This is a genomic window from Streptomyces sp. NPDC002868, from assembly GCF_055563295.1.
In genome coordinates this window covers 411,768-437,446 of sequence record NZ_JBVHDR010000005.1, presented here as the reverse complement: position 1 = coordinate 437,446, position 25,679 = coordinate 411,768, and the positions used below count along the sequence as shown (strand labels likewise).

21 protein-coding genes and 1 pseudogene are annotated in these 25,679 nt (G+C 71.6%); 10 read left to right on the top strand and 12 right to left on the bottom strand.

The genetic code is table 11. From position 1 onward, the window contains the following. Nucleotides 1-16 precede the first annotated feature (16 nt). Nucleotides 17-1,183: an exonuclease SbcCD subunit D gene (locus ACZ3H8_RS18680; RefSeq protein WP_467403061.1), complete on the top strand. Its 1,167-nt coding sequence runs from the start codon at nucleotides 17-19 to the stop codon at nucleotides 1,181-1,183. Further along, the gene (locus ACZ3H8_RS18675) at nucleotides 1,180-4,287 is read left to right on the top strand and encodes an AAA family ATPase (protein ID WP_467403059.1); all 3,108 of its coding nucleotides are present in this window, start codon (nucleotides 1,180-1,182) and stop codon (nucleotides 4,285-4,287) included. Before ACZ3H8_RS18680 ends, ACZ3H8_RS18675 begins: the two co-directional genes overlap by 4 nt. On the opposite strand, the gene ACZ3H8_RS18670 is transcribed toward ACZ3H8_RS18675, so the two are convergent. Further along, complete coding sequence (locus ACZ3H8_RS18670; RefSeq protein WP_467403057.1) at nucleotides 4,277-4,723, bottom strand: Lrp/AsnC family transcriptional regulator; 447 nt, start codon at nucleotides 4,721-4,723, stop codon at nucleotides 4,277-4,279. The two genes, ACZ3H8_RS18675 and ACZ3H8_RS18670, sit on opposite strands and share 11 nt — an antisense overlap. Before the next feature lie 94 nt (nucleotides 4,724-4,817). Here ACZ3H8_RS18670 and ACZ3H8_RS18665 point away from each other — a divergent pair, with 94 nt between their 5' ends. After that, nucleotides 4,818-5,300: a rhodanese-like domain-containing protein gene (locus ACZ3H8_RS18665; RefSeq protein ID WP_467403056.1), complete on the top strand. Its 483-nt coding sequence runs from the start codon at nucleotides 4,818-4,820 to the stop codon at nucleotides 5,298-5,300. Between the two features lie 320 nt (nucleotides 5,301-5,620). On the opposite strand, the gene ACZ3H8_RS18660 is transcribed toward ACZ3H8_RS18665, so the two are convergent. Both ACZ3H8_RS18660 and ACZ3H8_RS18655 read right to left on the bottom strand, forming a co-directional pair. After that, nucleotides 5,621-7,303: a DUF885 domain-containing protein gene (locus ACZ3H8_RS18660; RefSeq protein ID WP_467403054.1), complete on the bottom strand. Its 1,683-nt coding sequence runs from the start codon at nucleotides 7,301-7,303 to the stop codon at nucleotides 5,621-5,623. Nucleotides 7,304-7,362: 59 nt separating this feature from the next. Next, nucleotides 7,363-7,854: an Lrp/AsnC family transcriptional regulator gene (locus ACZ3H8_RS18655; RefSeq protein WP_467403052.1), complete on the bottom strand. Its 492-nt coding sequence runs from the start codon at nucleotides 7,852-7,854 to the stop codon at nucleotides 7,363-7,365. A gap of 59 nt (nucleotides 7,855-7,913) precedes the next feature. Here ACZ3H8_RS18655 and ACZ3H8_RS18650 point away from each other — a divergent pair, with 59 nt between their 5' ends. Continuing rightward, nucleotides 7,914-9,113: a trans-sulfuration enzyme family protein gene (locus tag ACZ3H8_RS18650; RefSeq protein WP_467403051.1), complete on the top strand. Its 1,200-nt coding sequence runs from the start codon at nucleotides 7,914-7,916 to the stop codon at nucleotides 9,111-9,113. Here ACZ3H8_RS18650 and ACZ3H8_RS18645 read toward each other — a convergent pair. The 3 genes from ACZ3H8_RS18645 to pdxR form a co-directional block, all read right to left on the bottom strand. Then, entirely contained in the window at nucleotides 9,049-10,461 is a 1,413-nt protein-coding gene (locus ACZ3H8_RS18645) for a GNAT family N-acetyltransferase (RefSeq protein WP_467403049.1), read from the bottom strand. The two genes, ACZ3H8_RS18650 and ACZ3H8_RS18645, sit on opposite strands and share 65 nt — an antisense overlap. A 558-nt stretch (nucleotides 10,462-11,019) precedes the next feature. Continuing rightward, nucleotides 11,020-12,597: an alkaline phosphatase D family protein gene (locus ACZ3H8_RS18640; RefSeq protein ID WP_467403047.1), complete on the bottom strand. Its 1,578-nt coding sequence runs from the start codon at nucleotides 12,595-12,597 to the stop codon at nucleotides 11,020-11,022. 132 nt (nucleotides 12,598-12,729) lie between these two features. After that, a complete protein-coding gene (gene pdxR, locus ACZ3H8_RS18635; RefSeq protein ID WP_467403045.1) occupies nucleotides 12,730-14,214 on the bottom strand; it encodes a MocR-like pyridoxine biosynthesis transcription factor PdxR in 1,485 nt (494 codons plus the stop codon). Between the two features lie 135 nt (nucleotides 14,215-14,349). Here pdxR and ACZ3H8_RS18630 point away from each other — a divergent pair. Continuing rightward, nucleotides 14,350-15,141, top strand: a pseudogene (locus tag ACZ3H8_RS18630) (DMT family transporter); the annotation flags it as partial. Between the two features lie 84 nt (nucleotides 15,142-15,225). Here the strand turns inward: ACZ3H8_RS18630 and ACZ3H8_RS18625 are convergent. Further along, nucleotides 15,226-16,056: an alpha/beta fold hydrolase gene (locus ACZ3H8_RS18625; RefSeq protein ID WP_467403043.1), complete on the bottom strand. Its 831-nt coding sequence runs from the start codon at nucleotides 16,054-16,056 to the stop codon at nucleotides 15,226-15,228. 170 nt (nucleotides 16,057-16,226) lie between these two features. Between ACZ3H8_RS18625 and ACZ3H8_RS18620 the strand changes: the two genes are divergently transcribed. After that, complete coding sequence (locus ACZ3H8_RS18620; RefSeq protein WP_467403041.1) at nucleotides 16,227-17,111, top strand: RNA polymerase sigma-70 factor; 885 nt, start codon at nucleotides 16,227-16,229, stop codon at nucleotides 17,109-17,111. A gap of 252 nt (nucleotides 17,112-17,363) precedes the next feature. After that, the gene (locus ACZ3H8_RS18615; protein WP_467403039.1) at nucleotides 17,364-18,128 is read left to right on the top strand and encodes a GntR family transcriptional regulator; all 765 of its coding nucleotides are present in this window, start codon (nucleotides 17,364-17,366) and stop codon (nucleotides 18,126-18,128) included. Nucleotides 18,129-18,170: 42 nt separating this feature from the next. On the opposite strand, the gene ACZ3H8_RS18610 is transcribed toward ACZ3H8_RS18615, so the two are convergent. The 3 genes from ACZ3H8_RS18610 to ACZ3H8_RS18600 all read right to left on the bottom strand — a co-directional run bounded on the left by ACZ3H8_RS18610 (nucleotide 18,171) and on the right by ACZ3H8_RS18600 (nucleotide 21,246). Next, nucleotides 18,171-19,328 (bottom strand): ROK family transcriptional regulator, encoded by a 1,158-nt coding sequence (locus ACZ3H8_RS18610; RefSeq protein WP_467403037.1) that lies wholly within the window; start codon nucleotides 19,326-19,328, stop codon nucleotides 18,171-18,173. 87 nt (nucleotides 19,329-19,415) lie between these two features. Further along, nucleotides 19,416-20,066 (bottom strand): response regulator, encoded by a 651-nt coding sequence (locus ACZ3H8_RS18605; RefSeq protein WP_467403035.1) that lies wholly within the window; start codon nucleotides 20,064-20,066, stop codon nucleotides 19,416-19,418. A 4-nt stretch (nucleotides 20,067-20,070) separates the two neighbouring features. Further along, nucleotides 20,071-21,246 (bottom strand): sensor histidine kinase, encoded by a 1,176-nt coding sequence (locus ACZ3H8_RS18600; protein ID WP_467403034.1) that lies wholly within the window; start codon nucleotides 21,244-21,246, stop codon nucleotides 20,071-20,073. 108 nt (nucleotides 21,247-21,354) lie between these two features. On the opposite strand from ACZ3H8_RS18600, the gene ACZ3H8_RS18595 reads away from it, so the two are divergent. From ACZ3H8_RS18595 to ACZ3H8_RS18585, 3 genes are read left to right on the top strand one after another with little or no spacing between them, the layout of a single operon-like run. Further along, on the top strand, nucleotides 21,355-22,287 hold the full coding sequence (locus ACZ3H8_RS18595) for an ATP-binding cassette domain-containing protein (protein ID WP_467403032.1): 933 nt from the start codon (nucleotides 21,355-21,357) through the stop codon (nucleotides 22,285-22,287). A 3-nt stretch (nucleotides 22,288-22,290) separates the two neighbouring features. Continuing rightward, the gene (locus ACZ3H8_RS18590; RefSeq protein WP_467403030.1) at nucleotides 22,291-23,037 is read left to right on the top strand and encodes an ABC transporter permease; all 747 of its coding nucleotides are present in this window, start codon (nucleotides 22,291-22,293) and stop codon (nucleotides 23,035-23,037) included. Nucleotides 23,038-23,077: 40 nt separating this feature from the next. Continuing rightward, the gene (locus ACZ3H8_RS18585) at nucleotides 23,078-23,497 is read left to right on the top strand and encodes a hypothetical protein (RefSeq protein WP_467403029.1); all 420 of its coding nucleotides are present in this window, start codon (nucleotides 23,078-23,080) and stop codon (nucleotides 23,495-23,497) included. Here the strand turns inward: ACZ3H8_RS18585 and mug are convergent. Together mug and purB are read right to left on the bottom strand one after the other, a co-directional pair. After that, nucleotides 23,494-24,051 (bottom strand): G/U mismatch-specific DNA glycosylase, encoded by a 558-nt coding sequence (gene mug / locus ACZ3H8_RS18580; RefSeq protein ID WP_467403251.1) that lies wholly within the window; start codon nucleotides 24,049-24,051, stop codon nucleotides 23,494-23,496. The two genes, ACZ3H8_RS18585 and mug, sit on opposite strands and share 4 nt — an antisense overlap. After that, nucleotides 24,048-25,490 carry an adenylosuccinate lyase gene (gene purB / locus ACZ3H8_RS18575; RefSeq protein ID WP_467403027.1) on the bottom strand — a complete coding sequence of 481 codons (1,443 nt, stop codon included), beginning with the start codon at nucleotides 25,488-25,490 and terminating at the stop codon, nucleotides 24,048-24,050. Before purB ends, mug begins: the two co-directional genes overlap by 4 nt. Nucleotides 25,491-25,679: the final 189 nt, after the last annotated feature.

The window sequence follows — 25,679 nt, the reverse complement described above, 5'->3', positions numbered from 1 at the left end:
GATACTCTCGGGGATCATGAGATTCCTGCATACGTCGGACTGGCACCTGGGTCGGTCGTTCCACCGGGTGAGCATGCTCGACGCCCAGGCGGCGTTCCTCGACCACCTGGTGGCGACGGTGCGCGAGCGCGACGTGGACGCGGTGCTGGTCGCAGGGGATGTGTACGACAGGGCAGTGCCGCCGCTCGCCGCCGTGCAGCTGTTCGACGAGGCGCTGCACCGGCTCGCCGCCGCCGGCGTGCCGACCGTGATGATCTCCGGGAACCACGACTCGGCGCGTCGGCTCGGGGTCGGGGCCGGGCTGATCGAGCGCGCCGGGATACATCTGCGCACCGATCCGGCCGGGTGCGACACACCCGTGCTGCTGAGCGACGCACACGGCGATGTGGCTTGCTACGGACTGCCGTATCTCGAACCCGCCCTGGTGAAGGACGAGTTCAAGACGGACAAGGCACGGCACGAGGCCGTTATCGGCGCCGCTATGGAGCGCGTACGAGCCGACCTGGCGACGCGTGCGGCCGGCACCCGGTCCGTCGTCCTGGCCCATGCCTTCGTCGCGGGCGGCGAAGAGAGCGACAGCGAACGGGACATCACCGTCGGAGGCGTGTCCGCCGTGCCCGCCGGGGTCTTCCGCGGCGTGGACTATGTCGCGCTCGGACATCTGCACGGCTGCCAGACCATCGCCGACCGCGTGCGCTACTCCGGATCGCCGCTCGCCTACTCCTTCTCCGAGGCGCGGCACCGCAAGACCATGTGGCTCATCGACCTCGGCGCGCGGGGCGAGATCGAGGCCGAGCGCATCGAATGTCCCGTGCCGCGGCCGCTCGCCCGGCTGCGCGGCGCGCTGGAGGAACTGCTCGACGACCCGGCGCTGGCCCCGCACGAGCAGTCGTTCGTCGAGGCGACCCTGACCGACCCGGTGCGCCCGGCCGAGCCGATGGCGCGGCTCGCCGAGCGGTTCCCGCACACCCTCAGCCTCGTCTTCGAGCCCGAGCGGACCGGCGATGACGCTGTCGCCTCGTACGCACAGCGGCTGAAGGGGCGCGACGACCACCAGATCGCGGAGGACTTCGTGGCCCATGTGCGCGGCGGCAGCGGTCCCGACGATCTGGAGCGCACCGTGCTGCGCGGTGCCTTCGACGACGTACGAGTTGACGCGGGCGTGCGCGAGGTGGCCGGGTGAGGCTGCACAGACTGAGCGTCACCGCCTTCGGCCCGTTCGGAGCCGGCCAGGACGTCGACTTCGACGCGCTGTCCGCCGCCGGGATCTTTCTGCTCCACGGCCCGACCGGCGCGGGCAAGACGTCCGTCCTCGATGCGGTCTGCTTCGCGCTGTACGGAGCGGTGCCGGGCGCGCGTCAGAGCGCCGGGGCGTCCCTGCGCAGCGACCATGCCCCAGTCGGCACCTCCACCGAGGTCTGCCTGGAACTGACCGTGGGAGGGCGGCGGTTGGAGATCCGGCGGCGGCCCGCCCAGCCGCGCCCCAAGAAGAACGGCAAGGGCTTCACCACCGAGCGGGCCCAGAGCTGGCTGCGCGAGTACGACTTCGAGGCCGGCCAGTGGCAGGCGCTGAGCCGCTCCCACCAGGAGATCGGCGAGGAGATCAGCCAGCTCGTCGGGATGAGCCGCGACCAGTTCTGCCAGGTGGTGCTGTTGCCGCAGGGCGACTTCGCACGCTTCCTGCGCGCCGACGCGGAGGCGCGCGGCAAACTGCTCGGGCGGCTGTTCGACACCCGCCGATTCGCCGCCGTCGAGGAGCGCCTCGCCGAACAGCGCCGCGCCGCCGAACAGCAGGTGCGTGCCGGTGACGAGCGGCTGCTCGCGGTCGCCCACCGGATGGAACAGGCCGCGGGCACAGCGGCGGGGGACTGGCCGCTGCCGCCGCAGCAGCCGGGCGATCCGGGACTCACCGCGGCCGTACTGCAGTGGGCGGCCGTCGCCCGCGCGGGCGCCCGGGAGAGGCTGGACATCGCCGAATGCGCGCTGGCCGCGGCGGAAAGCCGGCAGGCCGCCGCACGGCGTGAGCTGGAAGCCGAGCGTGAACTCGCCCGGCTCCAGGAGAGATACGCGGACGCCCGGCGGCGCAGCGAGGCGCTTCAGGCGCGGCGGCCCGAGTGGGAGGAACTGCAGGCCAGGCTGGAACGGGCCCGCAAGGCGGAGCTCGTCGAGCCCGCGCTGCGGCTGCGCGACGACGCCGAGCGCGAGCACCGGCGCGCGAGCGCGGACCGCGAGCGGGCGCGGGCCGGACTCCCGCCGGAGCTCGCGGAGGCCGGTGCGGAACAACTGGCTGCGCTCGAACGCAAGCTGAGCCAGGACCTGGGCGGACTCGAAGCCGCCCGGCGGGCGGAGCGACGCAGCGCGGAGATCACCCGCGAGCGCGCGGAGCTCGACCGCCAGGCCAGGGCCGACGACGACATCCTCGCCGACGCGGCGGGCTGGCTGGCCGGCTGGGAGACGGTCCGGCGCACCCACCAGGACCGCATCGCGGCCGCCCAGGACGCCGCAACCCGCGCCGAACACCTCGCGGGCCGCCTCGACCCGGCCCGCCGCCGACTCCGCGCGGCCCGCGAACGCGACCGGCTCGCGGCCCGCACCGAGCAGCTGGAGGGCCGGCTGCACACGGCCCGCGAACGCGCCAACACGGCCCGCGAGAGCTGGCTCGACCTCAAGGAACGCCGCCTGCGCGGCATTGCGGCGGAACTGGCGGCGGGCCTGGTCCGGGGCGAACCCTGCGCGGTCTGCGGCTCGGCGGACCACCCCGCGCCCGCCCGCGCGGGGGACGGCCATGTGGACCGCAGGGCGGAGGAGTCTGCGTACGAGAGTTACACGCGGGAGGACGCGGCCAGGGCAGAGGCGGAACGTGAACTGGCGGTGGTGCGGGAGTCGTTGACCACGGCGAGGGACCAGGCGCGGGCGGCGGAGCGGGGCGGTGACGCCCCGGTGGCGGGTGGTGTGCCCGGCACCGCCGATGCCCACGGGCGGCCGCAGGCCGCGGGTTGCGGGATCGGGGACGAGCCCGACGTGTCCGAACTGCTCCGTCGCGTCGAGCAGTTGGAGCGCGACCACCAGCACGCGCACAGCCTCGCCTCCGGCATGCACGCCGCTCGCGAGGCGCTCGATCAGGCCGAGCGTGAGCACGAGGAGCGGCTTGCCGCGCAGCAGCAGGCCGAGCGGCGGGTCGCCGCGCGGACCTCGCGGCGGGAAGGCCTCGATCGGGAACAGGCCGTGCTGGAAAGCGAATTGGCCCAGGCCCGGGGCGGCGCGGGCAGCGTCGCCGAGCATGCCGCGCTGCTGGAGCGCCGGGTGCGGCTGCTTGCCGATGCCGCCGAGGCCGTACGAGCCGTCGACCTCACCGCGCAGCGCCTGAAGGAGGCCGACGACCGGCTGGCCGACGCCGCGTTCCGGGCGGGGTTCGACACGCCCCGCGCTGCTGCCGCCGTGCTGCTCGGCGAGGCGGAGCAGCGGGATCTGCAGCACCGTATCGACGCCTGGCAGACCGAGGCCGCGGCCGTCGCCGACCGGCTCGCGGAGGCGGACGCCGGCAGCGCCGCCGGGCATCCGCGCGCCGACCCCGAAGCGGCCCGGGCCGCGCATGACGAGGCCGAGCGTGCCCTGCGCGCCGCCGCGTCCGTGCTTGCCGCCGCCCGCGACCGGTGCGCCGAACTCGCGCGGCTGTCGCGGCAGGCCGTCGCGGAAGTGCTCCGCCTCGGCCCGCTGCGCGAGGAGTACGACCGGGTCGCCCGCCTCGCCTCGCTCACCGCCGGCACCTCCGCCGACAACGAACGCAAGATGCGCCTGGAGTCGTACGTCCTGGCGGCCCGCCTCGAACAGGTCGCGGCGGCAGCCACCGTACGACTGCAGCGCATGTCGTCCGGCCGCTACACCCTCGTGCACTCCGACGCCCGCACCGGCGGCAAGCGCTCCGGACTCGGCCTGCATGTCGTGGACGCCTGGACCGGAAGTGCACGCGACACCGCCACCCTCTCCGGCGGCGAGACCTTCTTCGCCTCGCTCGCACTCGCGCTCGGCCTCGCCGACGTCGTCACCGACGAGGCCGGCGGTGTACAGCTCGACACCCTCTTCATCGACGAGGGCTTCGGCAGCCTCGACGACCAGACCCTGGACGAGGTGCTGGACGTGCTGGACTCCCTGCGCGAACGGGACCGCAGCGTCGGCATCGTCAGCCATGTCGCAGATCTGCGCCGCCGTATCCCGGCCCAGCTGGAGGTCGTCAAGGGCCGCCACGGCTCCACGGTGCGGCTGGGCGGGGTGCCGCTCAGCGGCTGATCGCGCGGCGCGGCAGCGGGGAGGAGTAGACGACGCTCGTGGTGACCGAGCCGAGCGCGCCGATCTTGCCCGAGATCTCCTCGAGATGGCTCATGGACCGGGTGGCGACCTTCAGTACGAAGCAGTCGTCGCCCGTGACATGGTGCGCCTCGAGGATCTCGGGCGTCGTCTCCAGCAGATCGTGGAACGGCTTGTAGTTGCCGTTCGGATACCGCAGCCGTACGAACGCGAGGATCGGCAGCCCGAGCCGGTCCTGGTCGACCACCGCGGTGTAGCCGGCGATCACCCCGGCCTCCTCCAGCCGCCGCACCCGCTCGGTCACGGCGCTCGGGGACATCGAGACGGCCCTGGCCAGCTCGGCGAAACTGGCCCTGCCCTGACTCTGCAGGGCCGCGAGGATGCGCCAATCCGTGGCGTCCGGTGAATATCCGGTCATCCCCGAGAGATAGCAGGGGAATCCCCGGCCGATCAAGACCAGTGCCGGGGATTGTCACTTCATGGAGCCGATCACCGACCGTAGATTCTGAGTCATGACCACGACGCAGCTCACCTCGAACCCCGTCCTCCGTGTCCCGCCGGCCTCGCCCGCCGCGGCCGCCGCGTACTTCGGCGCCGCCCTGGCCTTTCACGCCGACGTCTCCGATGTCGCCGCGGCCCTGGCGGCCGGCGGCGACCCCGGATTCGTCGTTCTCGACTCCCGTTCCACCGAGTCCTGGGACCAGGGGCACATTCCCGGCGCCGTCCACCTGCCGACCGCGCTGATCGTCGAGCAGGCCGAGCAACTGCTGGACAAGTCGGTGCCGGTGGTCACGTACTGCTGGGGCCCCGGCTGCAACGGCGCGACGCGCGCCGCCCTCGCTCTGGCCGAACTCGGCTACCAGGTCAAGGAGATGCTCGGCGGTTTCGAGTACTGGGCCCGTGAGGGCTTCGAGTTCGAGACCCGGGAGGGCGGGCAGAGGCGCGCCGCCGACCCCCTGACCGCGCCCGCCGACGCGGACGACTGCGGCTGCTGAACCGCCGTCGCGACGGCGGGGGAGGGGCGTCGGGAACGGCGCGTCCGCGCGGCCGGTTTCAGCCACCGGACGCGCCGCCCGCAGGTCGCCCCTCAGGTCGCCGCCTGCGGCGCGCCACCCGCAGACCGCCGGCCGCAGACCGCCGCCCGCAGGTCGCCGCCCCCCAGGCCGCCGGCTGCAGCGCGCCAGCCGCAGGTCGCCCCCCAGGTTGTCGCCTGCGGTGCGCCACCCGCAGACCGTCGGCCGCAGCGCGCCGCCCCCAGGCCGTCGGCCCGGGCCCGCTCCGGCCGCCGTCCCGCGCGTCGGAGCGGGTCCGGTCGTCAGAGCTTCGACAGCTCGTCGACCAGGTCGTCCAGTCCCAGCGAGCCCTGCGACAGCGCCGCCATGTGCCACGCCTTCGCGTCGAAGGCGTCGCCGTGCGCCTTGCGGGCGTTCTCCCGCCCGAGCAGCCAGGCCCGCTCACCGAGCTTGTAGCCGATTGCCTGCGCCGGCATCGACAGATACCTGGTCAGCTCGCTCTCCACGAAGTCCGCGGGCCGCCCGCTGTGGCTGCCGAAGAACTCCTGCGCCAGCTCCGGAGTCCACCGCTCGCCCGGGTGGAACTCCGAGTCCGCCGGAATCTCCAGCTCCAGATGCATTCCGATGTCCACGATCACCCGACACGCCCGCATCATCTGCGCGTCCAGATAGCCGAGCCTGCGCTCCGGGTCGGGCAGAAAGCCCAGTTCGTCCATCAGCCGCTCCGCGTACAGCGCCCAGCCCTCCGCATTGGCGCTGACGCCGCCGATCGTCGCCTGGTAGCGGGAGAGCTGGTCCGCGACATGCACCCACTGCGCGATCTGAAGGTGATGGCCGGGCACACCTTCGTGGTACCAGGTCGACACCAGGTCGTACACGGGGAAGCGTTTGGCGCCCATGGTCGGCAGCCAGGTGCGGCCCGGCCGGGTGAAGTCCTCCGACGGAGCGGTGTAGTACGGCGCGGCCGCGCCGCCGGGCGGGGCGATCCGGGACTCCACCTTCCGTACCCGGTCGGCGAGTTCGAAGTGCGTGCCGTCCAGCGCCTCGATCGCCTCGTCCATCAGCTTCTGCAGCCAGACCCGCACCTCCTCGACACCCTCGATGTGCTCGCCGTGTACATCGAGATGCGCGAGCGCCTCCCACGGCCCGGCGCCCGGAAGGATCTTGTCGGCCTCGGTCTTCATCTCGGCCAGCAGGCGGTGGTACTCGGACCAGCCGTACGCGTACGCCTCGTCGAGGTCCAGATCGGTGCCGTTGAAAAAGCGCGACCAGCGGGCGTAGCGCTCCCGGCCGACCGTGTCGGGCGCGTCCACGACGGCCGGTGCGTACACATCGCGCATCCAGTCGCGCAGCTGGCCCAGCGCAGTCGTCGCCGTGCGGGCCGCGGCGTCGAGCTCGCCGCGGAGCGTGCTGGGGCCGTCCGCCACAAGGTCCTCGAACCAGCTGCGGCCCGTGCCGAGCCACTCCGTCATCTGGCCGATATTCGTCTGAGTGGCACGGGGGCCGCCCAGGAGCTTGCGCTCGAGCCCCAGCTCCAGCGAGGCCCGGTAACCCCCCAGCGCGTGCGGCACGGCACGAAGCCGCTGTGCGATGGCCGCCCAGTCCTCGTCGGTCTCCATCGGCGTCACGGTGAACACCTCGCGGACCGTATGCACCGGCGAGCGCATATTGCTCACCGTACGCAGCCCCTCATCGGCCTCGTGCACGGCGAGTTCGGCCGTCAGACGCTCTCGCAACAACCGGCCGCAGCGCCGCTCCGCATCGTTCTCGGCGCCCGGCAGCTTCTCGGCATCGTCGAGCCGGGCGAGCGTCTCGCGGGCGAGTTCGGCGATTCCTTCCTGACCAGCGGGTGAGTAGTCGGGAAGGAAACCCGAACTCTCCTTGATTCCGAGGTATGTGCCGATGGTCGGGTCGAGTTCGATGAGTGCGTCGACGTATGCGTCGGCGACCTGGCGGGGCAGCTCGCTGCTGAGGGTGACTGGCATGCGCATATCCTCATACGAGTGGGGGCTCCGCGTCACCATCATCGATGCCCAGTGGCCTGTCAGGTATGCGTCAGATCCCCCGACGGCGGGAGCAGCGGGCCACAGTCCCACTGCTGGAATATCAACCGCGTCTCGACGCGGGCGACTTCGGGCCGCGAGGTGAATTCGTCCACCACCAGGCGCTGCAGATCCGCCGTGTCCGCCACGGCCACATGCACCAGGTAGTCGTCGGGGCCCGTCAGATGGAACAGCGCCCGGGACTCGGGCAGCGCGCGGATCCGCTCCACGAACGGGCCGATCAGTTCGCGCCGGTGCGGACGCACCTGGACCGAGAGCAGCGCCTGCAGTCCCCGCCCCAGCCGGGCAGGGTCCAGGGCGAGGCGGTGCCCGAGAATCACACCCGAGCGACGCAGCCTCGCCACCCGGTCGAGACAGGTGGAGGGCGCCACTCCGACCTCCGCCGCCAGCTCGCGATAGGTGGTCCGGGCGTCGTTCTGCAGCAGGCGGAGTATGTGGAGATCCACCGGGTCGAGAGCGACAGTTTCAGCCATTCATCGAACGTAACACGGGCCATGGTCGATACCCTCCGGTAGGTGTTCAGAGTGCGGGCATGGAGAACGAAGCCTTCGCCGCCCCCGCACCCCGGGCGCTGGCCACCGATGCAGTCCACGCCGGACGCGAGGACCTCGCGCAGCTCGGTCTGCACGCCCCGCCGCTGGACATGTCCACCACCTACCCGTCGCACGACGCTGCCGGGGAGGCCAAGCGGATCGACGAGTTCGCCGCCACCGGCGCGCGCCTGGAGGGGCCGCCCGTCTACGCGCGGCTGGACAACCCGACGACGGCTCGCTTCGAGACGGCGCTGGCCAGGCTCGAGGGGACGGAGAGCGCGGTGGCCTTCGCCAGCGGGATGGCGGCGCTCACCGCCGTACTGCTGGCACGGGCGAGCCTGGGCCTGCGCCATGTGGTCGCCGTGCGGCCGCTGTACGGATGCAGCGACCATCTCCTCAGCGCCGGGCTGCTGGGGACCGAGGTGACCTGGACGGACCCGGCCGGCATCGCGGCGGCGATCCGGCCCGACACCGGTCTGGTGATGGTGGAGACGCCCGCCAATCCGACGCTCGCGGAGGTCGATCTGCGTGCGGTGCGGCACGCCTGCGGCTCCGTGCCGCTGCTCGTCGACAACACCTTCGCCACCCCGGTGCTTCAGCGGCCGGTGGAGCACGGTGCGCGGATCGTGCTGCACAGCGCCACCAAGTATCTGGGCGGGCACGGCGATGTGATGGGCGGCGTGGTGGCCTGTGACGAGGAGTTCGCGCGCGTGCTGCGCCAGGTGCGCTTCGCCACCGGCGGCATATTGCACCCGATGGCCGGATATCTGCTGCTGCGCGGGCTGTCCACGCTGCCGGTGCGGGTCCGGGCCGCGTCCACCACGGCCGCCGACCTGGCCCGCAGGCTGTCCGCCGACCCGCGTGTCGCCCGCGTCCACTATCCGCAGGTGGGCGGGGCGATGGTCTCTTTCGAGGTGTACGGCGACCCGCACCAAGTGATCGCGGGCGTACGGCTGATCACGCCGGCGGTCAGCCTCGGCAGCGTCGACACACTGATCCAGCACCCGGCCTCCATCAGCCATCGCATCGTGGCTGAGGGAGACCGGCGCTCGGCGGGCGTCAGCGACCGGCTGCTGCGGCTGTCGGTCGGGCTCGAGGACGTCGACGATCTTTGGCGCGATCTGGCCGAGGCGCTCAGCGCTCAGCCTGTTCGAACCAGGAACGGGGGCGCACGGCGGTCGAGTCCAGTCGGGCGGTGATCACCAGCGTGCCCTCCTCGATCTGGTAGTCGAGCGGCAGGCCGAGGCCGCGCATGGCAGCGACCATGGCGGTGTTCGAGGACTGGGTCACCGCGTACACGCTCTCGCAGCCGGCCTCGACGGCGAGCGCGACCAGTCGGCCGAGCAGCTCCGAGCCGATGCCGCGGCGCTGCCAGGCGTCCTCGACGAGCAGGGCGACCTCGGTCTCGTCGCCGTCCCAGAGGAGATGACCGAGGGCGACGATGCGGCCGGAGGCCGTCTGCACGGTGAGGGTGCGGCCGAAACGCGGGCTGAGCAGGTGGTTGAGGTAGCGGCCGGCGTCGCCGACCGGGCCGTGGTAGCGCAGGCTCAGGGTGCGGTCGGAGCAGCGCTCGTGCATGGCCGTGGCCGCCTCGACGTCGCTCTGGTCGGCACGTCGCACGGTGATCTCGTTGCCCTCGGGGAGGGTGAGGACGTCCTCGCTGCGCGGGATGCGCGGGCCGAGGCGGGCATCCAGCTCGACCAGGGCGCGGGCCCGGGCGAACTCCGTGGGCGTGAAGGGGAGATAGGGCCGCTCGATGGTGATCGCGCCGCCGTTCGGGTCGCGCAGCCGCATCACCGTGTCCTCCAGCACGCCCTCCACCGGCGGGGTGTCGCCCAAGGGGCGGCCGGTGAGCGTGACGGCGGGCAGCGAGTGGATGGTGCAGCGGCCGAGCAACTGCCGCAGCGCGAGTGGCAGTTCGGCCGCGTCCAGCGCCGTACGGGTGGCGAGGCCGAGCACCCGGGTCGGGGTGTCGACGAGATCGTGGGCGTCGGCGCGCTCGATCCAGGTGCTGCTGCCGCCCGCCGTCGAGATCTCCCGGGTGAGCTGCTGGGCCTGGAGGGACGCGGGGGCGCGCAGCAGGAACTCGTCCACGGTGCCGTCGGCGAGCGGGTGCGTCTGGAGGGTGAGGATGTCGACGCCGTACCGGGCGAGGGCGATGCACAGCGCCGCCAGGCTCCCCGGCGTGTCCTTCACGGTGGTCCGCATCCGCCACAGCACGGTCTCGTGCACGTCGTCCTGCCCGGCGGGCTCGGTTGCGGCCTGCGTGTACGCCGCGGCGGCCGGTCCCGCGCCGCGGGCGGTATGGGTGTTGACGGCCGGAGGCGCATGGCTGTGGTGTCGTGCCCACCATGTGTGGAAGGTGGCTGTGGCAACGAGGATCACGGCCGAGGTGATGAGCAGGAACGGCCCGTCCGGCCCGTGCCCGATCATGTTCGCCACGGCGTCGGCGACCGCCACCGCCGTGAACAAGGCCGCCAGCTCGATGAGATCCCGCCGCCAGTGGTGCGGGCGGCGGGCTGTCTTCGCAGAAGTCACATCAGTCATGACCCCACTGTGACCGAACGGTGTTGCGTGATCACGAACGCTTTGTGACTGATGGGTTAAGCATGGATCTAGACCACTATCGGCTGCTTTTCGCCGTTCCTGGCGCGGAGTGTTCGGTTCCACGATTCAAGGCGGTCACCAGCCGGGACGCCTGGCAACACCCGTGATCCCGCAGCGGGCCGGCCCACAGCGCTCGGCGCGGTCGGCGGCCACGGCCAGTATCTCCCCGAGTCCGCGGAGGGGAGCCTGAGAGGCAGGCAGTCCGGGCAGCGCCCCCACGAGCACGGAGCACGTTGTCTCATACGCAGCGGTCGAGGCGGCCGTACGGGCAGACTCGGCCAGCCGGTTGGGCTTCACCGTCCCGCTCCCGACAGGCCCGGCGACGGCCTGGGCGGGTCGGTGCGAGTCCGCCCGATGTCTCCAGGCAGAGGAGCCGTCCGCCCCCTGCGGACTCGAGGGCGGACGGTCGGGCGTAGGCCAGTGCCTGCACTGATCGCGTCATGGAAATGACGTTGGATCGCACCACTGACGATCGGGCGGGAGCCCGGGGCGGATCAGCTACTGGCCCACTCGCCCGGGCTGAAGCACCTTGCTGAACAGGACAGTTCCGCCCTCCGCCCGCAGCCGCACCGTCAACTCACCGCTTCCGCCGTCGATGTCGACCTCCCCGAAATACTGCGGGGACTCCATCGGCGAGACATTCGCCCGCTGCGGCGCCCGGACGAAGACGCGCTCCGGACCGAAGGTGGCGTCCAGCGCGTTGGCCGGGAAGCCGCCGGCGGCCAGCGGGCCCGAGACGAACTCCCAGAACGGCGCGAAGTCCTTGAAGGCCGCACGCTCCGGTGCGTAGTGCTGCGCCGAGGTGTAGTGCACATCCGCGGTGAGCCAGAGCGTTCCCGTGATCCGCCGGTGCTTGATGAACCGCAGCAGCTCGGCGATCTGCAGCTCACGACCCAGCGGCGCACCCGGATCGCCCTGCGCCACCGCCTCGAAGTTCGCCGCGCCGTCCGGGACGACAAGGCCGAGCGGCATGTCGGAGGCGATCACCTTCCACACCGCGCGCGAGCGCGACAGCTCACGCTTCAGCCAGGCGAGCTGCTCCGCGCCGAGGATGCCCTGCGTGTCGTCGGCCTGCCGGCCGGGGGAGTTGGCGTTGCGGTACGAGCGCATGTCGAGGACGAAGACGTCGAGCAGCGGACCGTAGCGCACCACCCGGTGGACGCGGCCCTCGCGCCCGCCCGCGGGGAGCGTCGAGATCGGGAAGTACTCACTGAAGGCGCGCATCGAGCGCTCCGCCAGCAGATCCACGTTCTTCTCGGTGTAGCGCGGGTCGTCCAGGATCTGGCCGGGATACCAGTTGTTGCGCACCTCGTGGTCGTCCCACTGCACGACCGTCGGCACCTGGGCGTTGAAGCGCCTGACGTTCTCGTCGAGCAGGTTGTAGCGGAAGTTCCCGCGGAAGTCGGCCAGCGTCTGCGCCACCTTGGACTTCTCCTCGGTGGTGATGTTGCGCCAGATACGGCCGTCCGGCAGCGTCACGGTCGGCTGGATCACACCGTCCGCGTAGACCGTGTCGCCGCTGCACAGGAAGAAGTCCGGGTCGAGACGGCGCATTTCCTCGTACGCCCGGTAGCCGCCGATGTCCGGGTTGATCCCCCACCCCTGGCCCGCGATATCGCCCGACCACAGGAAACGCACGCCCTCGCGGCGCTTCGCGGGAGCCGTGCGGAACGTCCCGTACACCGGCTCACCGGTGCGCCGCGGGTCGTCGGGGTCCGCCAGCGTGACCCGGTAGTGCACCTGCTCGCCCGCGGGCAGGCCGCGCAGCGACGTCGTCCCGGTGAAGTCCGTGCCGGACCCTATGAGCGGGCCGTGGTGGCGGTGCGCGCGCCGGAAGGAGTCCGTCGCGGACGTCTCCACGATCATCCGGGCGGGCCGGTCCGAGCGCACCCACACCAGGCCGGACGAGGCCGTTACATCGCCGGTCTGCACGCCCCACGAGGCGCGCGGGCGGCCGGACAGCGCCAGCGCGGGCGCCGCGCCGAGTGCGGGCAGTGCCAGCGCCGCCGATGCGGCGACTGTGCCGCGCAGCAGGGAACGGCGGTCGGGGGACGAAATCCGCGGGTGGTGCGACATCGCTGCGCCTCCAGGGCAGGTCGGGCGGGTGTGCCGTGCCATGCCTAGCGCCCGGCCGCGGCCGTCGCACGAACCCCAAGTGAACAACTTCTCCCGTGGTGTTCGACCACGACCGGCGGCCCGTCGACCCCGTCAGCGTGCCGTTCCGGCCGCCTGCGCCATCAGCCGTACCCCGCGCGCGATCTCGGACGGCGTCAGATGCGCGTATCCGAGGACCAGCCGCACCCCGGCGTCCTGGGTGAGCACCGCCGCGTAGTCGGCCAGCGGGTGTACCGCCACCCCGGCGCCGGCCGCGCTCTGAAGGAACCGCGGCTCGGGACCGTACCGCTCGGGCAGCCGGGCGATGATGTGCAGACCGGCCGCGATGCCGCTGACCTCGGCGCCCGGGAAGTGCTCCGTCAGCGCGCCGACGAGGGCGTCGCGCCGTTCCCGGTAGGCGCGCTGGCAGCGGCGCAGCTGCCGGTCGTAACCGCCGCGGTCGATGAAGTCGGCAAGGAGCGCCTGGTCGAGGGTGGGGTTGCCGAGATCCAGGGTGCGTTTGCGCTCCACGACCTCGTCCATGAGGTGTGCCGGTACGAGCAGCCAGCCGAGCCGCAGCCCTGGTGCGAGGGACTTGCTGACCGAGCCGGTGTACGCGACGTGCTCGGGGTCGAGTCCCTGGAGAGCGCCGACGGGCGCCCGGTCGTAGCGGAAGTCGCCGTCGTAGTCGTCCTCGAGGATCAGGCCGTCCACGGCCCGCGCCCAGTCGAGGAGTTCGACGCGGCGCCGCGCCGAGTAGGCGATTCCGGTCGGGAACTGGTGGGCCGGGGTGGTCACCACGGCACGTACGCCGGACCGTTCCAGCGGCCCGGTCGCGAGCCCTTCGTCGTCCAGCGGCAGCTGCGTCATGTCCAGCCCGGCCGCCGCGAACAGCGGCCCGTGCCCGGGGCTCCCCGGATCCTCGACGCCCAAGGTCCGCAGGCCGTGTTCGTGCAGTACGAACCCGAGCACCGTCATCGCCTGGGCGACGCCCGAACACACCACGACGCATTCCGGATCGGCCACCACACCCCGCCGCCGGGCCAGCAGCGAGGCCACCGCTGTACGCAGCTCCGGGAGACCGCGCGGATCGGGATAGCCGAGCGCCCGGTGCGGCAGCCGCGCGAGGACGGACTTCTGCGCCGCTGCCCAGGCGGCGCGCGGGAAGAGCGAGAGATCGGGCGTCCCTGGGCGGAAGTCCACCAGCGCGCCGGGAGCGGCGCGCGGCGCGAGGTCGCGCGCCCCGGGCACGGCCGCGCGCGCCGCGTCCCCGACCCAGGTGCCCGCGCCCCTGTCGCTGCGCAGATAGCCCTCCGCCGTCAGCTGCTCGTAGGCCTCAGTGACGAGTCCGCGTGAAACGCGCAGGTCGGCGGCGAGTTCGCGGCTCGAAGGCAGCCGCGTTCCCGCAGCCAGCCGCCCCGATCTGACCGCCTCGCGCAGCGCCGACTGCAACGCGCGCCCGCGCTGCCGGGCGGGGGCGGCGGCCGCGGGCAGCAGCAGTTCCCAGGCGGCGTTCCAGGAGTCACCCCGGGAAGGCCCGCCGGGCGGCCCGGGCTCGCTGGGCTCGCCGGTCGCGGAAGTGGTCCCCGATGACGTCATGGAAGTGGACCTTAAACCGGACCGCACCGATCCATAGCGTCGGCATCATGCCGCATTCCCGGGGGACAGCCCCCGGACCCCCGGCCGACAAAAGGCCGATGGGCTCATGACCGCACAAGCGTGAGACGGAAGCAGATGCACCTGAACTCCCTGCGTGGCGCGCTCCTCGTCACCTTCGCCTACACCCTCGTCGGCGCCTCCTTCACCGCCAACAGCGTCCTGGGCGACTATCCGTACGCGGGTGGCCAGGCGCTGCGTTACGCCCTCGCCTGTCTGCTCCTTCTGCCCCTGCTCGGCGGCCGGGCGGCGCTGGCTTCGCTGCGTGCCCTCAGCCGGCGGCAGTGGGGGCGCCTCGCCCTGCTCGCCGCCGTCGGCATGGTCGGCTTCAATCTGGCGATCCTGGCCGCGGAACGTACCTCGGAGCCCGCCGTTCCGGGCGTGTTCGTCGGCTGCGCGCCCGTCATCGTCGCCGTGCTCGTACCGCTCCTGAACGGCCGTCGGCCCGCCCGGCCCGTGCTGTACGGGGCCCTGCTCGTCGCCGCCGGAGCCTTCACCGTGCAGGGCTGGGGCCGTACCGACCCGGCGGGCATCCTCTGGTCGGTGGGCGCCCTGGTCGGCGAGGTGGGCTTCGCCGTACTGGCCACCCCCGTGCTGCGACCGCTCGGCCCCAAGCTGCTGACCGCCACCGTCTGCGGCATCGCGGCCGTCGAGTCCACCGTCGTCGGCCTGGTCCTCGACGGCGCGGGCTTCGTGCGGACGCCCGACCAGGGCGAGACCCTGGCGCTGCTGTGGCAGGCGGCTGTCGTCACCGTCGTCGGCTTCGTCACCTGGTACATGGGCTTGCAGCGCATCGGGGCCGAGCGCGCAACGCTCTTCACCGGGCTGATCCCCGTCGCCGCCGCCCTCACCGCGCCCCTGGTTGGCACAGGGACGTTCGGTCCGGCCCAGGCGGCGGGCGGTGTGCTGGTCGGAGCGGGCGCGGTCCTCGGCTCGGGGGTGTTCGAGAGGCGGTCAGCGGCTGCCGTCCAGGATGACGCGCGAGACAAGCGCGGGGTCGTCGTTCATGGGCACATGACCGCAGCCGGGCAGCCGCACCAGCCGGGCCCCGGGGATGACGTGCTTGGCCCTGATGCCCTGGCGGCGCAGCAGCAGCCGGTCCCGCGTCCCCCAGCCGATGGTGACCGGCACATCGGGGACGTCGTCGCGGAACAGGACGGAGCGCCCGGCGGCAAGGGTCTCGTGGAAACCGGTGGCCCGGCGCAGCGCGAGGGTCTCGGCGACAGCCGCCTCGGGTGAACGTCGTCCGGGCCGGGCGTAGATACTGCTGGTCAGCGCCGCCCGTCCGGCCGCCGTGCGGGACAGGCTCTCGATCAGTGGCAGCGGCATCGACTGCGCCCCGAACCGCATCGCGCGCAGTGTCCCGAAGGCGTAGAGCCGCTCGCGCTCCGTCCAGAAACCGGCGGGCGAGAGCGCCGTCACCGACCGTACGAGCTTCTCCCGGCCCAGCTCCAGGGCGAGCAGCCCGCCGAGGGAGTTCCCCGCCACATGAGGACGCTCGATCTCCAGCGCCTCGCAGAGCGAGCCGAGGAGTGAGCCCACGGTGGTGAGGTCGTACGACACGCCGTCGGGCAGCGCCGGAGAGGTGCCGAAGCCGGGCAGGTCGACGGCGATGACATCACGCTCGGCGGCCAGGATCCCCAGGACCGGCTCCCAGGCCTGCCAGTGGTGCCCGATGCCGTGGAGCAGCAGCAGCGGCTCACCCTCGCCGGCGCGCTCGTAGGTGACGGACAGCGTGTGCCTGCCCATGGGGGACTCGACGGAGAACGAGATCTTCGCGGCCATGCTTGCTGCTCCCTGGTGTCGCCCACACGGTGGTGCGCGCATTGGCGCCCACGTGAAGGCGTTTTAGACGGCTCGTCAGTAACAATTACCGCTCAGTAGCTTCCAGTTCAAGGGGGCATGCGGGTTGAGGCTGCCTGGACATGCGGTGCGCGGTCGGTTGGGATGGAGGGGTGGCAACAGACACCGTGACTGACGTCTTCGAAGAGCACCGGCCCGTGCTGACCGGGGTGGCCTACCGCATGCTCGGCCGGGTGGCCGACGCCGAGGACGTGGTACAGGACGCCTGGCTGCGCTGGTCGGCCGACGACCGCAGCGACGTCCGGGAGCCACGCGGCTTTCTCGTACGGATCACCACCCGCCTCGCCATCGACCGGCTGCGGCACGTCCAGTCGCGGCGCGAAGCGTACGTCGGCCCCTGGCTGCCCGAGCCGATCGCCACGGACTTCGGGCCCACCCTCCCCGACACGGCCGAGCGCGCCGTCCTCGCCGAATCCGTCTCTCTCGCGGTCCTCGTGGTACTGGAGTCGCTGTCGCCCCTGGAGCGCGCGGTGTTCGTGCTGCGCGAGGCCTTCGGATTCCCCTACGGAGAAATCGCCACCACGCTCGACCGGTCCGAGGCGGCCGTGCGCCAGCTCGCGGGCCGGGCGCGCCGGCATGTGGAGGAGCGCAAGCCCCGCTACGACGTCGACCCCGGCGAATGCCGCGACCTCACCGAGCGCTTCCTGGCCGCCGCGTCCGGCGGCGACCTGGATGCGCTGCTGACCCTGCTGGCGCCCGATGTGCGCCTGGTCGGCGACAGCGGCGGCAAGGCCAAGGCCCCGCTGCGGGTCATCGAGAGCGCGGACAAGGTCGGCCGCTTCCTGTTCGCCGTGACCAAGGAGCCGGTCCAGGAGCTGGACGTCCGCTTCGTGGAGCTCAATGGCGCGTCCGCGCTTCTCGTGCTCTCCGCCGGAAAGCCGGACAGCGTCATGCAGTTGGAGGTTCTGGACGGACGCATCCAATGCGTCTACATCATTCGCAACCCCGACAAGCTCGTCTCCCTGGCTGCTGCCTAGCCGCTCCCGTCGCCGCACGTCGGACCCCGTGCCCCAAAGGGGCGCGGGGTCTTGTGCTGCCTGCGTTTCACGGGGGCACGAACGTCCTGTGAACGCTCTGCGAAGCCGGTTGGTTTCGCTGCGTAACCGGCGGAGGATTGGTCTTGACCAAGGGGGAGTGCCGTCCTATGGTCGGCAGAGTTAGTGCAAGAACCTTTAATAAACAAGGGCGCGGAATAGCCGCCGCTGACACGGCGATTGCGGAGGATCAGGGTGGGGACCACGCAGCTGGAATCGGTGCCGGAACCTAAGTACTGGCACCTCAAGACTGTGCTCGGCGAAGCGCTCGACTCGGATTTCGCGGTGGGGGAGATCCTGCCCAACGAGCGAGATCTCGCCGCTCGCTTCGGAGTCGCCCGCGCCACGCTCCGACAGGCGCTCGAACAACTTGAGCTGGAAGGCCGGTTGCAGCGGCGTCGCGGCGTCGGCACAACCGTCGCCCCGCCGCGCATGGGCGTGGACGTCTCCACCACCGAGCACACCTGGCCGGGCGCCGGAGAGGAACCCTGGCAGTCCGTCGACTGCACAACGGTGGTGCCGCCACTGGCGGTGGCCCGGCTGCTCGACACCGACACGGGCGAAGAGACCCACACCGTACGCAGGCTACGCGTGACGCACGGCCAGTCGGTCGCCGCCGAGCTGCTGTACGTCCCGGCCTCGTCCGTGCCCGACCTCTCCGCCATCGACGCGCCGTCCGGGCCCGCCCGCGCCCGCGCCGTACTGCGTGAGCTCCAGCGCCTCGACCTCGAGGGCCAGGACCGGGCGGTGGAGCTGGGCTCTGCCCGTGTGGACGACGCCAAGGAGCTCGACCGGCTGCCGGGCGCGCCCGTGCTGGTCGTCACCACGCGGTACGTCTCCAAGGGCAGGACCGCGGCCGTCTCGGTGGCCACCTACCGGGCCGACACCTGCAGGCTCACCTTCGGTGACTCGGGTGACCTGGAGATCAGCCACCCCGACGAGGAGCGCCGCGCTTCCTGAATCCGGCTCTGTCCCGTACGGCCCGTCGCACCGAGCACGCGCTCAGCGGCGGGCCGTCACCGTTGCCTCGACAGCGAAGAGCTGTTCCTCGACATGGTCGAGCGCGAGGCGCAGCGCACCGGTCGCCACGGCCGCCTCGCCGAGCAGCGACAGGGTCACCCGCGGCGGCCGCAGACAGTACCGCGACAGCTCGTCGCGCAGCGGATCGAGTACGCCGTCGAGCCCCGCGGCCCAGCCGCCGACCACCACCAGCTCCGGGTCGAGCGCCAGCACCAGTGCCGCCACATCGTGCACCAGGCGCTGGATGAAACGCTCGACCGCCTCCTGCGCCTGAGGATCGCCCTGCCTGGCGAGGGCGAACACATTGGCCACCGCCTGCTCGTCCAGCGGGTGCAGCGGCTCGTCCGTCGTTGACAGCAGCTTCTCCGGGGTCACCTCGCGGCCCAGCAGATGCAGCGCTCCGATCTCGCCCGCCGCTCCGCCGTAGCCGCGGTGCAGCCGCCCGCCGATAAGCGAGCCCGCACCCGGGCTGAGCCCGGCCAGTACGAACACGATGTCGTCGGACTCGGTCGCAGCGCCCTTCCAGTGCTCGGCGACCGCGGCCGCATTCGCGTCGTTCTCCACCAGCACCGGGCAGCGAAACGACCTGCGCAGCCTCTCGCCCAGCGCGAGCCCGGTCCAGCCGGGCAGCGCGGTCCCGAGCCGTACGGTTCCGTCGGCCTCCACGATCCCCGGGGAACCGACCCCGACGGCGCGCAGACTGCTGCGCGCGACCCCGGCCCGCCGCAGCACATCGGCGACGAGCACGCGCACCCGCTCCAGCCGTTCGTCCGCACAGGCCGTCTCCGACACATCCCGGGACCCCGCGCCGATGATGCGCCCGTCCAGGCCCGACAGCAGCGCGGCGATACGGTGCGAGCCGATCTCGACACCCAGCAGATGACCGGCCTCGGCCCGGAACCTGAACCGCCGGGCCGGGCGTCCCTGACGGCGCGCACCGCCCTCCTCGGGGAGGGTCTCGACGACCAGGCCGGCCGCGATGAGCCCCTCGGTCACGCCCTCTACGGTCGGCCGGGAGAGTCCGGTGATCCGGGTGAGGTCTGTGAGCGTGGGGGAGTCAGCGCCCCGCAGTGCATGGAGTACCACCGCGGAGTTGATCCGCCGCAGCAGCGACGGGTCTCCGCCGGTCAGCCGCCCCACCGTGTGTCCTCCCAGCTCGAGCGCGTGTTTGCCGGATCGTACTCGCTGGCCGCGACGGCGGCGAGCGTCTGCGGGACGGAGCCGGAGTCAGGCAGGGGCCACGAATCCGGACTCGTACGCGGCGATGACCGCCTGGGTGCGGTCGCGGGCGCCCAACTTGGCCAGCACCGCGCTGACATGGGACTTCACCGTCTCCGCGCCGACGATCAGCTCGGCGGCGATCTCCGCGTTGGACAGCCCCCGGGCCATCAGCCGCAGCACCGCCGCCTCGCGTTCGGTGAGCGCGGCCCGCTCCATCGCGGCGCGGGCGGTGCGATTCCCGTACTCGGCGGCCAGGGAGCGGACCGCCGCGGGGAACAGCAGCGACTCGCCCTCGGCGACCAGCCGCACCGCGTGCACGATCTCGGCCGGCCGGGCGCGCTTGAGCAGCAAGCCGTCCGCCCCTGCGCGCAGGGCCTCGTACACGTACTCATCGTTCTCGAAGGTCGTCACGACCAGGATCTTCGGCGGCTGAGGGATCGTACGGAGCACGATCCGGGTGGCTTCGATGCCGTCGAGCAGCGGCATCCGCACGTCCATCGCGACCACGTCGGGCCGCAGTTGCCGGACGAGGGGGACCACGGCCGCGCCGTCGGCCGCCTCGCCCACCACCTCGATGTCGGGCTGCGCCTCCAGCACGGCGCGCAGACCCGCACGGACCAGGGGTTCGTCGTCAACGAGCAGAACGGTAACCGGCATCCGGTCAGCGTAGGCCGTCCAGCGGCAGCCTTACGCGCACCCTCCATTCTCCCTCGTACGGTCCGGTCCGGGTCTCTCCGCCGAGCAGCGCCGCCCGCTCCCGTATGCCGCGCAGCCCGCTGCCGCCCTGACTCCTCGGTGCTGTGCCGCCGGTGAGCGGATTGGTCACGTCCATCTCCAGTCGCTGCCCGATGACGGCGATCCGCACCTGCACCGGGACGGGACCGGAGTGGCGCAGCACATTGGTGAGTGCTTCCTGGAGGATGCGGTACCCCTCCCGGGAGACGGGCCCGGGCACCAGCTCCAGCGGGCCCGTCATCTCGGCATCGACCTTCGCCCCGGAGGCCCGTGCGGACTCCAGCAGCCGGTCCGACTCTTCGAGAGACGGCCGCTGGCTCACCGGCTGTCCGGTCTCGCGGAGGACGAGCAGAACGCGCTCCAGATCGTCGAGCGCGGCCCGGCCCGTCTCCTCGATTGCAGCCAGGGCCCGTTCGGTGAACTCCGGGTCCCCGGCGGCCCGCGCGGCACCCGCCTGCACCACGGCGACAGTCAGCGCGTGCCCGATGGAGTCGTGGATCTCCCGGGCGATGCGGTTGCGTTCCAGCAGCTGCTCGGTGCGCTGCTCAAGGGCACTGAGACGCTCGGTCGGGGACGGCCCGAGCAGTCGGCGGGCGAGGAAGGTGACGAATTCACCGAGCACGACGAAGCAGACGAGCAGCACCACGATCGGTACCACCGCGAGCAGCGCATACCACCAGTGCGGCTCCCAAGTGCCCACCACCATGGCGTTGGTGGGTGCGCCGCCTGACGCGCGCGAGATCAGATCGATCGCGATCACGGGCAGCCACACGCTCGCCGCGGTGGCCACGGCGGACAGGAGCAGCCGCGCCTCGAGCCACAGCACCGTCCGCCAACGGTCCCGCCAAGTGGCCGCCGTCGCGGTCGCGATGGAGGCGTCCGGCTTGCCCCGTTCGTGCGGCGTCAGCAGCAACTGGGCCTGCATCCCCTCTTCGAGCCGCACCGCGGGAACGAGACCGACCGGAACAGCCAGCACAGCCACGACGTAGATCCGCTCCATGTCGATGAACATCCAAATGGCCACGAAGGCTATGGGGATGCACAGATGCAGCCAGCGTGTGTAGGTGACAGGCAGGGCCAGCGGGCGGAGGAAACGGAACATCCGTCTATCGTGCCAGCGCCATGATCGCCGTCGCTCCCCCCGCACGGGGGAGACGAACTCCCCGGGTGGGGGAGGCCCCGGACCTGGTGCGACGGCGAAGGTTGAGACATGACCAGCATCGACGTCCAAGAACTCACCAAGGAATACGGCACGACCCGCGCCGTGGACCACCTCACGTTCAGCGTGCGGCCCGGCCAGGTCACCGGATTCCTCGGCCCCAACGGCGCCGGAAAGTCCACCACCATGCGCATCGTTCTCGGTCTGGACCGGCCGACGTACGGTACCGCCACCCTCGGCGGACGTCGGCACACCGAGTTCGACGAGCCGCTGCGCCAGGTCGGTGCGCTGCTCGACGCCCAGGCCGCGCACGGTTCGCGTACCGCGCGAAACCATCTGCTGGCCCTCGCCGTGAGCAACCGCATCCCGGCGCGGCGCGTGGACGACGTCCTTGAGGAAGCGGGCATCGCGAGCGTCGCGCACCGGCGGATCAAGACCTTCTCGCTCGGTATGCGCCAGCGGCTCGGGATAGCCGCCGCCCTGCTCGGCGACCCGGCGGTGCTGATTCTCGACGAACCGTCCAACGGGCTCGACCCCGAAGGCATCATCTGGATCCGCGAGCTGATGCGAGGGCTCGCACGGGAAGGCCGTACCGTCATGGTCTCCAGCCATCTGATGAACGAGACCGCGACCTTCGCCGACCACCTCGTCGTCCTCGGCCGGGGCAGGCTGCTGGCCGACACCCCGATGCAGGACTTCATCGACTTGCGCATCCAGCCGAGCGTCCGGCTGCGGACCACGGAAGGGAGCCGGCTGCGCACTGTCCTGCTCGGGAAGGGCTTCGCACCTGTCCAGAGCGAGGACGGGCTCTGGACGGTCGCAGGCGCGCGGGTGGAGGAGATCGGGCGGATCGCCGCGCACGAGGGCATTCCGATCCTCGAACTGACCAATGAGGCAGCCACGCTGGAGCAGGCCTATCTCAACCTGACCGCAGACCACGCGGAGTACACGTCCGTATCTACGACCGTGACCCAGGAGGCATGAGCCGTGTCGTTCCCCGCAGTTGTCCACGCCGAGTGGATCAAGATCCGCTCGCTGCGCTCCCTTGCCGGTTCGCTGATGTCCGTCTTCCTGGCGACAGCGGGCTTCTCCGTCCTCGTCTGCGCCGCGCTCGGCCGTCCGGAGCCTGGCGTCACCGACTTCGATCCGGTGCTGTTCTCCTACTACGGCCTGAACTTCGGCCAGATGGCGGCTCTCACCTTCGGTGCCATAGCCATGGCCGCCGAGTACAAGAACGCCGGTATCCGGGTCTCCCTGGCGGCTGTTCCGAACAGGGGACTGTTCTACGCGGCCAAGCTGGCGGTAGTGGGCGGGCTGGGGTTCGTCGTCGGCCTGGTCACGAGTCTGACCTGCTTCCTGTCCGGGCAGGCACTCATCGACAAGGGATTCGGCATAGGCATCGGCGACCCGGGAGCGCTGCGCGCGGTCGTCGGCTGCGCCCTCTACTTCGCGCTGATCAGCCTGCTGTCGGCCGGGCTCGCAGCCCTGCTGCGCAGTGTGACCGGCGCGCTGAGCCTGCTCGTTCCGCTGTTCCTGATACTGCCTTTCGTGATCGGGGACGTATCGCGCGACAGCAGCGCCGTCGAGTTCCTCCCGGACCGGGCGGGGCAGCAGATCCTGCTGCAGGATCCGGCTGGGACGCTGGGACCCTGGAGCGGCATGGCGGTCCTGGCCGCCTGGAGCGCACTTGCGACAGCTGCGGGCTGGTGGGCCCTGCGGCGGCGGGACGCCTGACAGGCAGCCAAATGTCAGTGCCGGCAGGTTTACTGAGTGCATGACCACCGCACGGCATCTCGAAATCATCGACCTGCTGAGCACCCGTGCCTTCCCCGCGGAGCGCGGCCCGTCGGACGTCGGCTCGGTAGGTCCGGGATTTCACATCGCGGAGCTGAAAGGGCACTTCGGCGACGACGCGGATCCGGGCGCGGACCGAGAGGCGGAGGCGGAACAGCGTCTGGCCGAGCAGGAGGGCTTGTTGCGGGGGCTCACACAACGCTGGGGCGAGCCGGACCTCTTCAGCCTGGCCAGTACGCGGCTGCGCGTAGAGAGGGACGAAGAGGTGCCGGACCCGTGGCGGCGGCTCAGCGAGCAGATGGGGTGGCTGTACCTGTGGCGCATCGAGGACCGGTGGATAGCGGTCGGGCTGTCCGAGTTCCAGCTGCTGGCCGTGGTGACCGAGATAGACCCGCCCTAGCGATCCTGGAGCGAGCCGTCCTCTTCCGTCGCGGCGCGCAGCCGCGCGAATTCCTCGGCCATCGTTTGCGCGGTCCAGTGGGCGTTGAGCCCGCTCGGATTGGGCAGCGCCCAGATCCTCGTCTCCCCGATCGTGCGCTCCTGTGGCCCGATCTTCGCCTTCCGCTCGCCGAAGGTCGTGCGGTACGCCGTCACGCCGACGACCGCCAGCCACCGCGGCCGCAGCCGCTCCACCTTCGCGGTCAGCAGCCGCCCGCCTTCACGGAACTCCTCGTCGCTCAGCTCATCGGCGCGCGCCGTCGCCCGGGCCACTACATTGGTGATGCCGAGACCGTGGCCGAGGAGCTCGTCCTGCTCCGCAGGCTTGAACTGACGCGGCGTGAAGCCCGACAGATGCAGCACCGGCCAGAACCGGTTGCCGGGGCGGGCGAAGTGATGGCCCGTCGCCGCCGTCATCAGGCCGGGGTTGATGCCACAGAACAGCACGGAAAGACCGCCCGCCACCACATCCGGAACGATGCGGTCGCGGGCGGCCTCGAGCTCGGCGGGGTTCAGAGGATCGACCCCGGGGTGTAGCCGGCGGCCTCCGGGTGCTGCTTGACGATCTCCTCGATCCGGGAGACCACCGCCGCCACCTGGTCGCTCGCCGCGCCCGTGAACGACAGCTTGTCGGCCATCAGTGCGTCCAGCTCCGCCCGGTCCAGCGGGATCCGCTCGTCCGCGGCGAGCTTGTCGAGCAGCTCATTGCGCTCGGCGCCCTGCTCACGCATCGCCAGCGCCGAAGCGACGGCGTTCTCCTTGATGGCCTCGTGTGCGAGTTCGCGGCCCACCCCGGCCCGAACAGCGGCCATCAGCACCTTGGTCGTGGCGAGGAAGGGGAGGTACCGGTCCAGCTCACGGGCGACGACGGCGGGGAATGCGCCGAACTCGTCGAGCACCGTCAGGAAGGTCTCCAGCAGGCCGTCGAAGGCGAAGAACGCGTCCGGCAGCGCCACCCGGCGCACCACGGAGCAGGACACATCGCCCTCGTTCCACTGGTCGCCCGCCAGCTCGCCGGTCATCGAGGCGTAGCCGCGCAGGATGACCATCAGGCCGTTGACGCGCTCGCAGGAGCGGGTGTTCATCTTGTGCGGCATCGCGGAGGAGCCGACCTGGCCGGGCTTGAAGCCCTCGGTGACCAGCTCGTGGCCGGCCATCAGCCGGATCGTCTTGGCGACGGAGGACGGCGCGGCGGCCAGCTGCACCAGGGCGGACACCACGTCGTAGTCGAGGGACCGGGGGTAGACCTGGCCGACCGAGGTGAAGGCGTGCGCGAAACCGAGGTGCCGGGCGATGCGCTGCTCGAGCTCGGCGAGCTTCGCGGCGTCGCCGCCCAGCAGGTCGAGCATGTCCTGCGCGGTGCCGACCGGGCCCTTGATGCCGCGCAGGGGATAGCGGCCCAGCAGGTCCTCGAGCCGTCCGTACGCCACAAGCAGCTCGTCGGCCGCGGTCGCGAACCGCTTGCCCAGCGTCGTGGCCTGCGCGGCGACATTGTGCGACCGTCCGGCCATCACCAGCTCGGCGTACTCACCGGAGAGCTTGCCCAGCCGGGCGAGCACGGCGACCGTGCGGTCGCGCATCAGCTCCAGCGAGAGCCGGATCTGCAGCTGCTCGACGTTCTCGGTCAGGTCGCGGGAGGTCATGCCCTTGTGGACCTGCTCATGGCCCGCGAGCGCGTTGAACTCCTCGATCCGCGCCTTAACGTCGTGGCGGGTGACCTTCTCGCGCTCGGCGATCGACGCCAGGTCGACCTGGTCGAGCACCCGCTCGTAATCGGCGATCGCGGCCTCGGGCACCTCGATGCCGAGGTCCTTCTGGGCGCGCAGCACCGCGAGCCAGAGCTGACGCTCCAGCTTCACCTTCTGCTCGGGGGACCACAGGACGGCCAGCTCCGCGGAGGCGTAGCGGCCGGCCAGGACATTGGGGATGCGAGGCTTCGCAGACACAGCAGTCACGTGTCCAGATTCTACTGGCGGTTTCTGCAGGCCAGCGCCGCGGTCCCAGTTGTACCTTGCTACGAAAGGCTCCGAGGGACTCTGAGGAACTCCGAAGGACCCCGAAGGGCCTCCGAAGGACTGCGCGAGACGACGAGGAACTGCGACGGGCTACGAGAGCGGCGGCTCGTAGGGCAGCAGCTCGGGCCG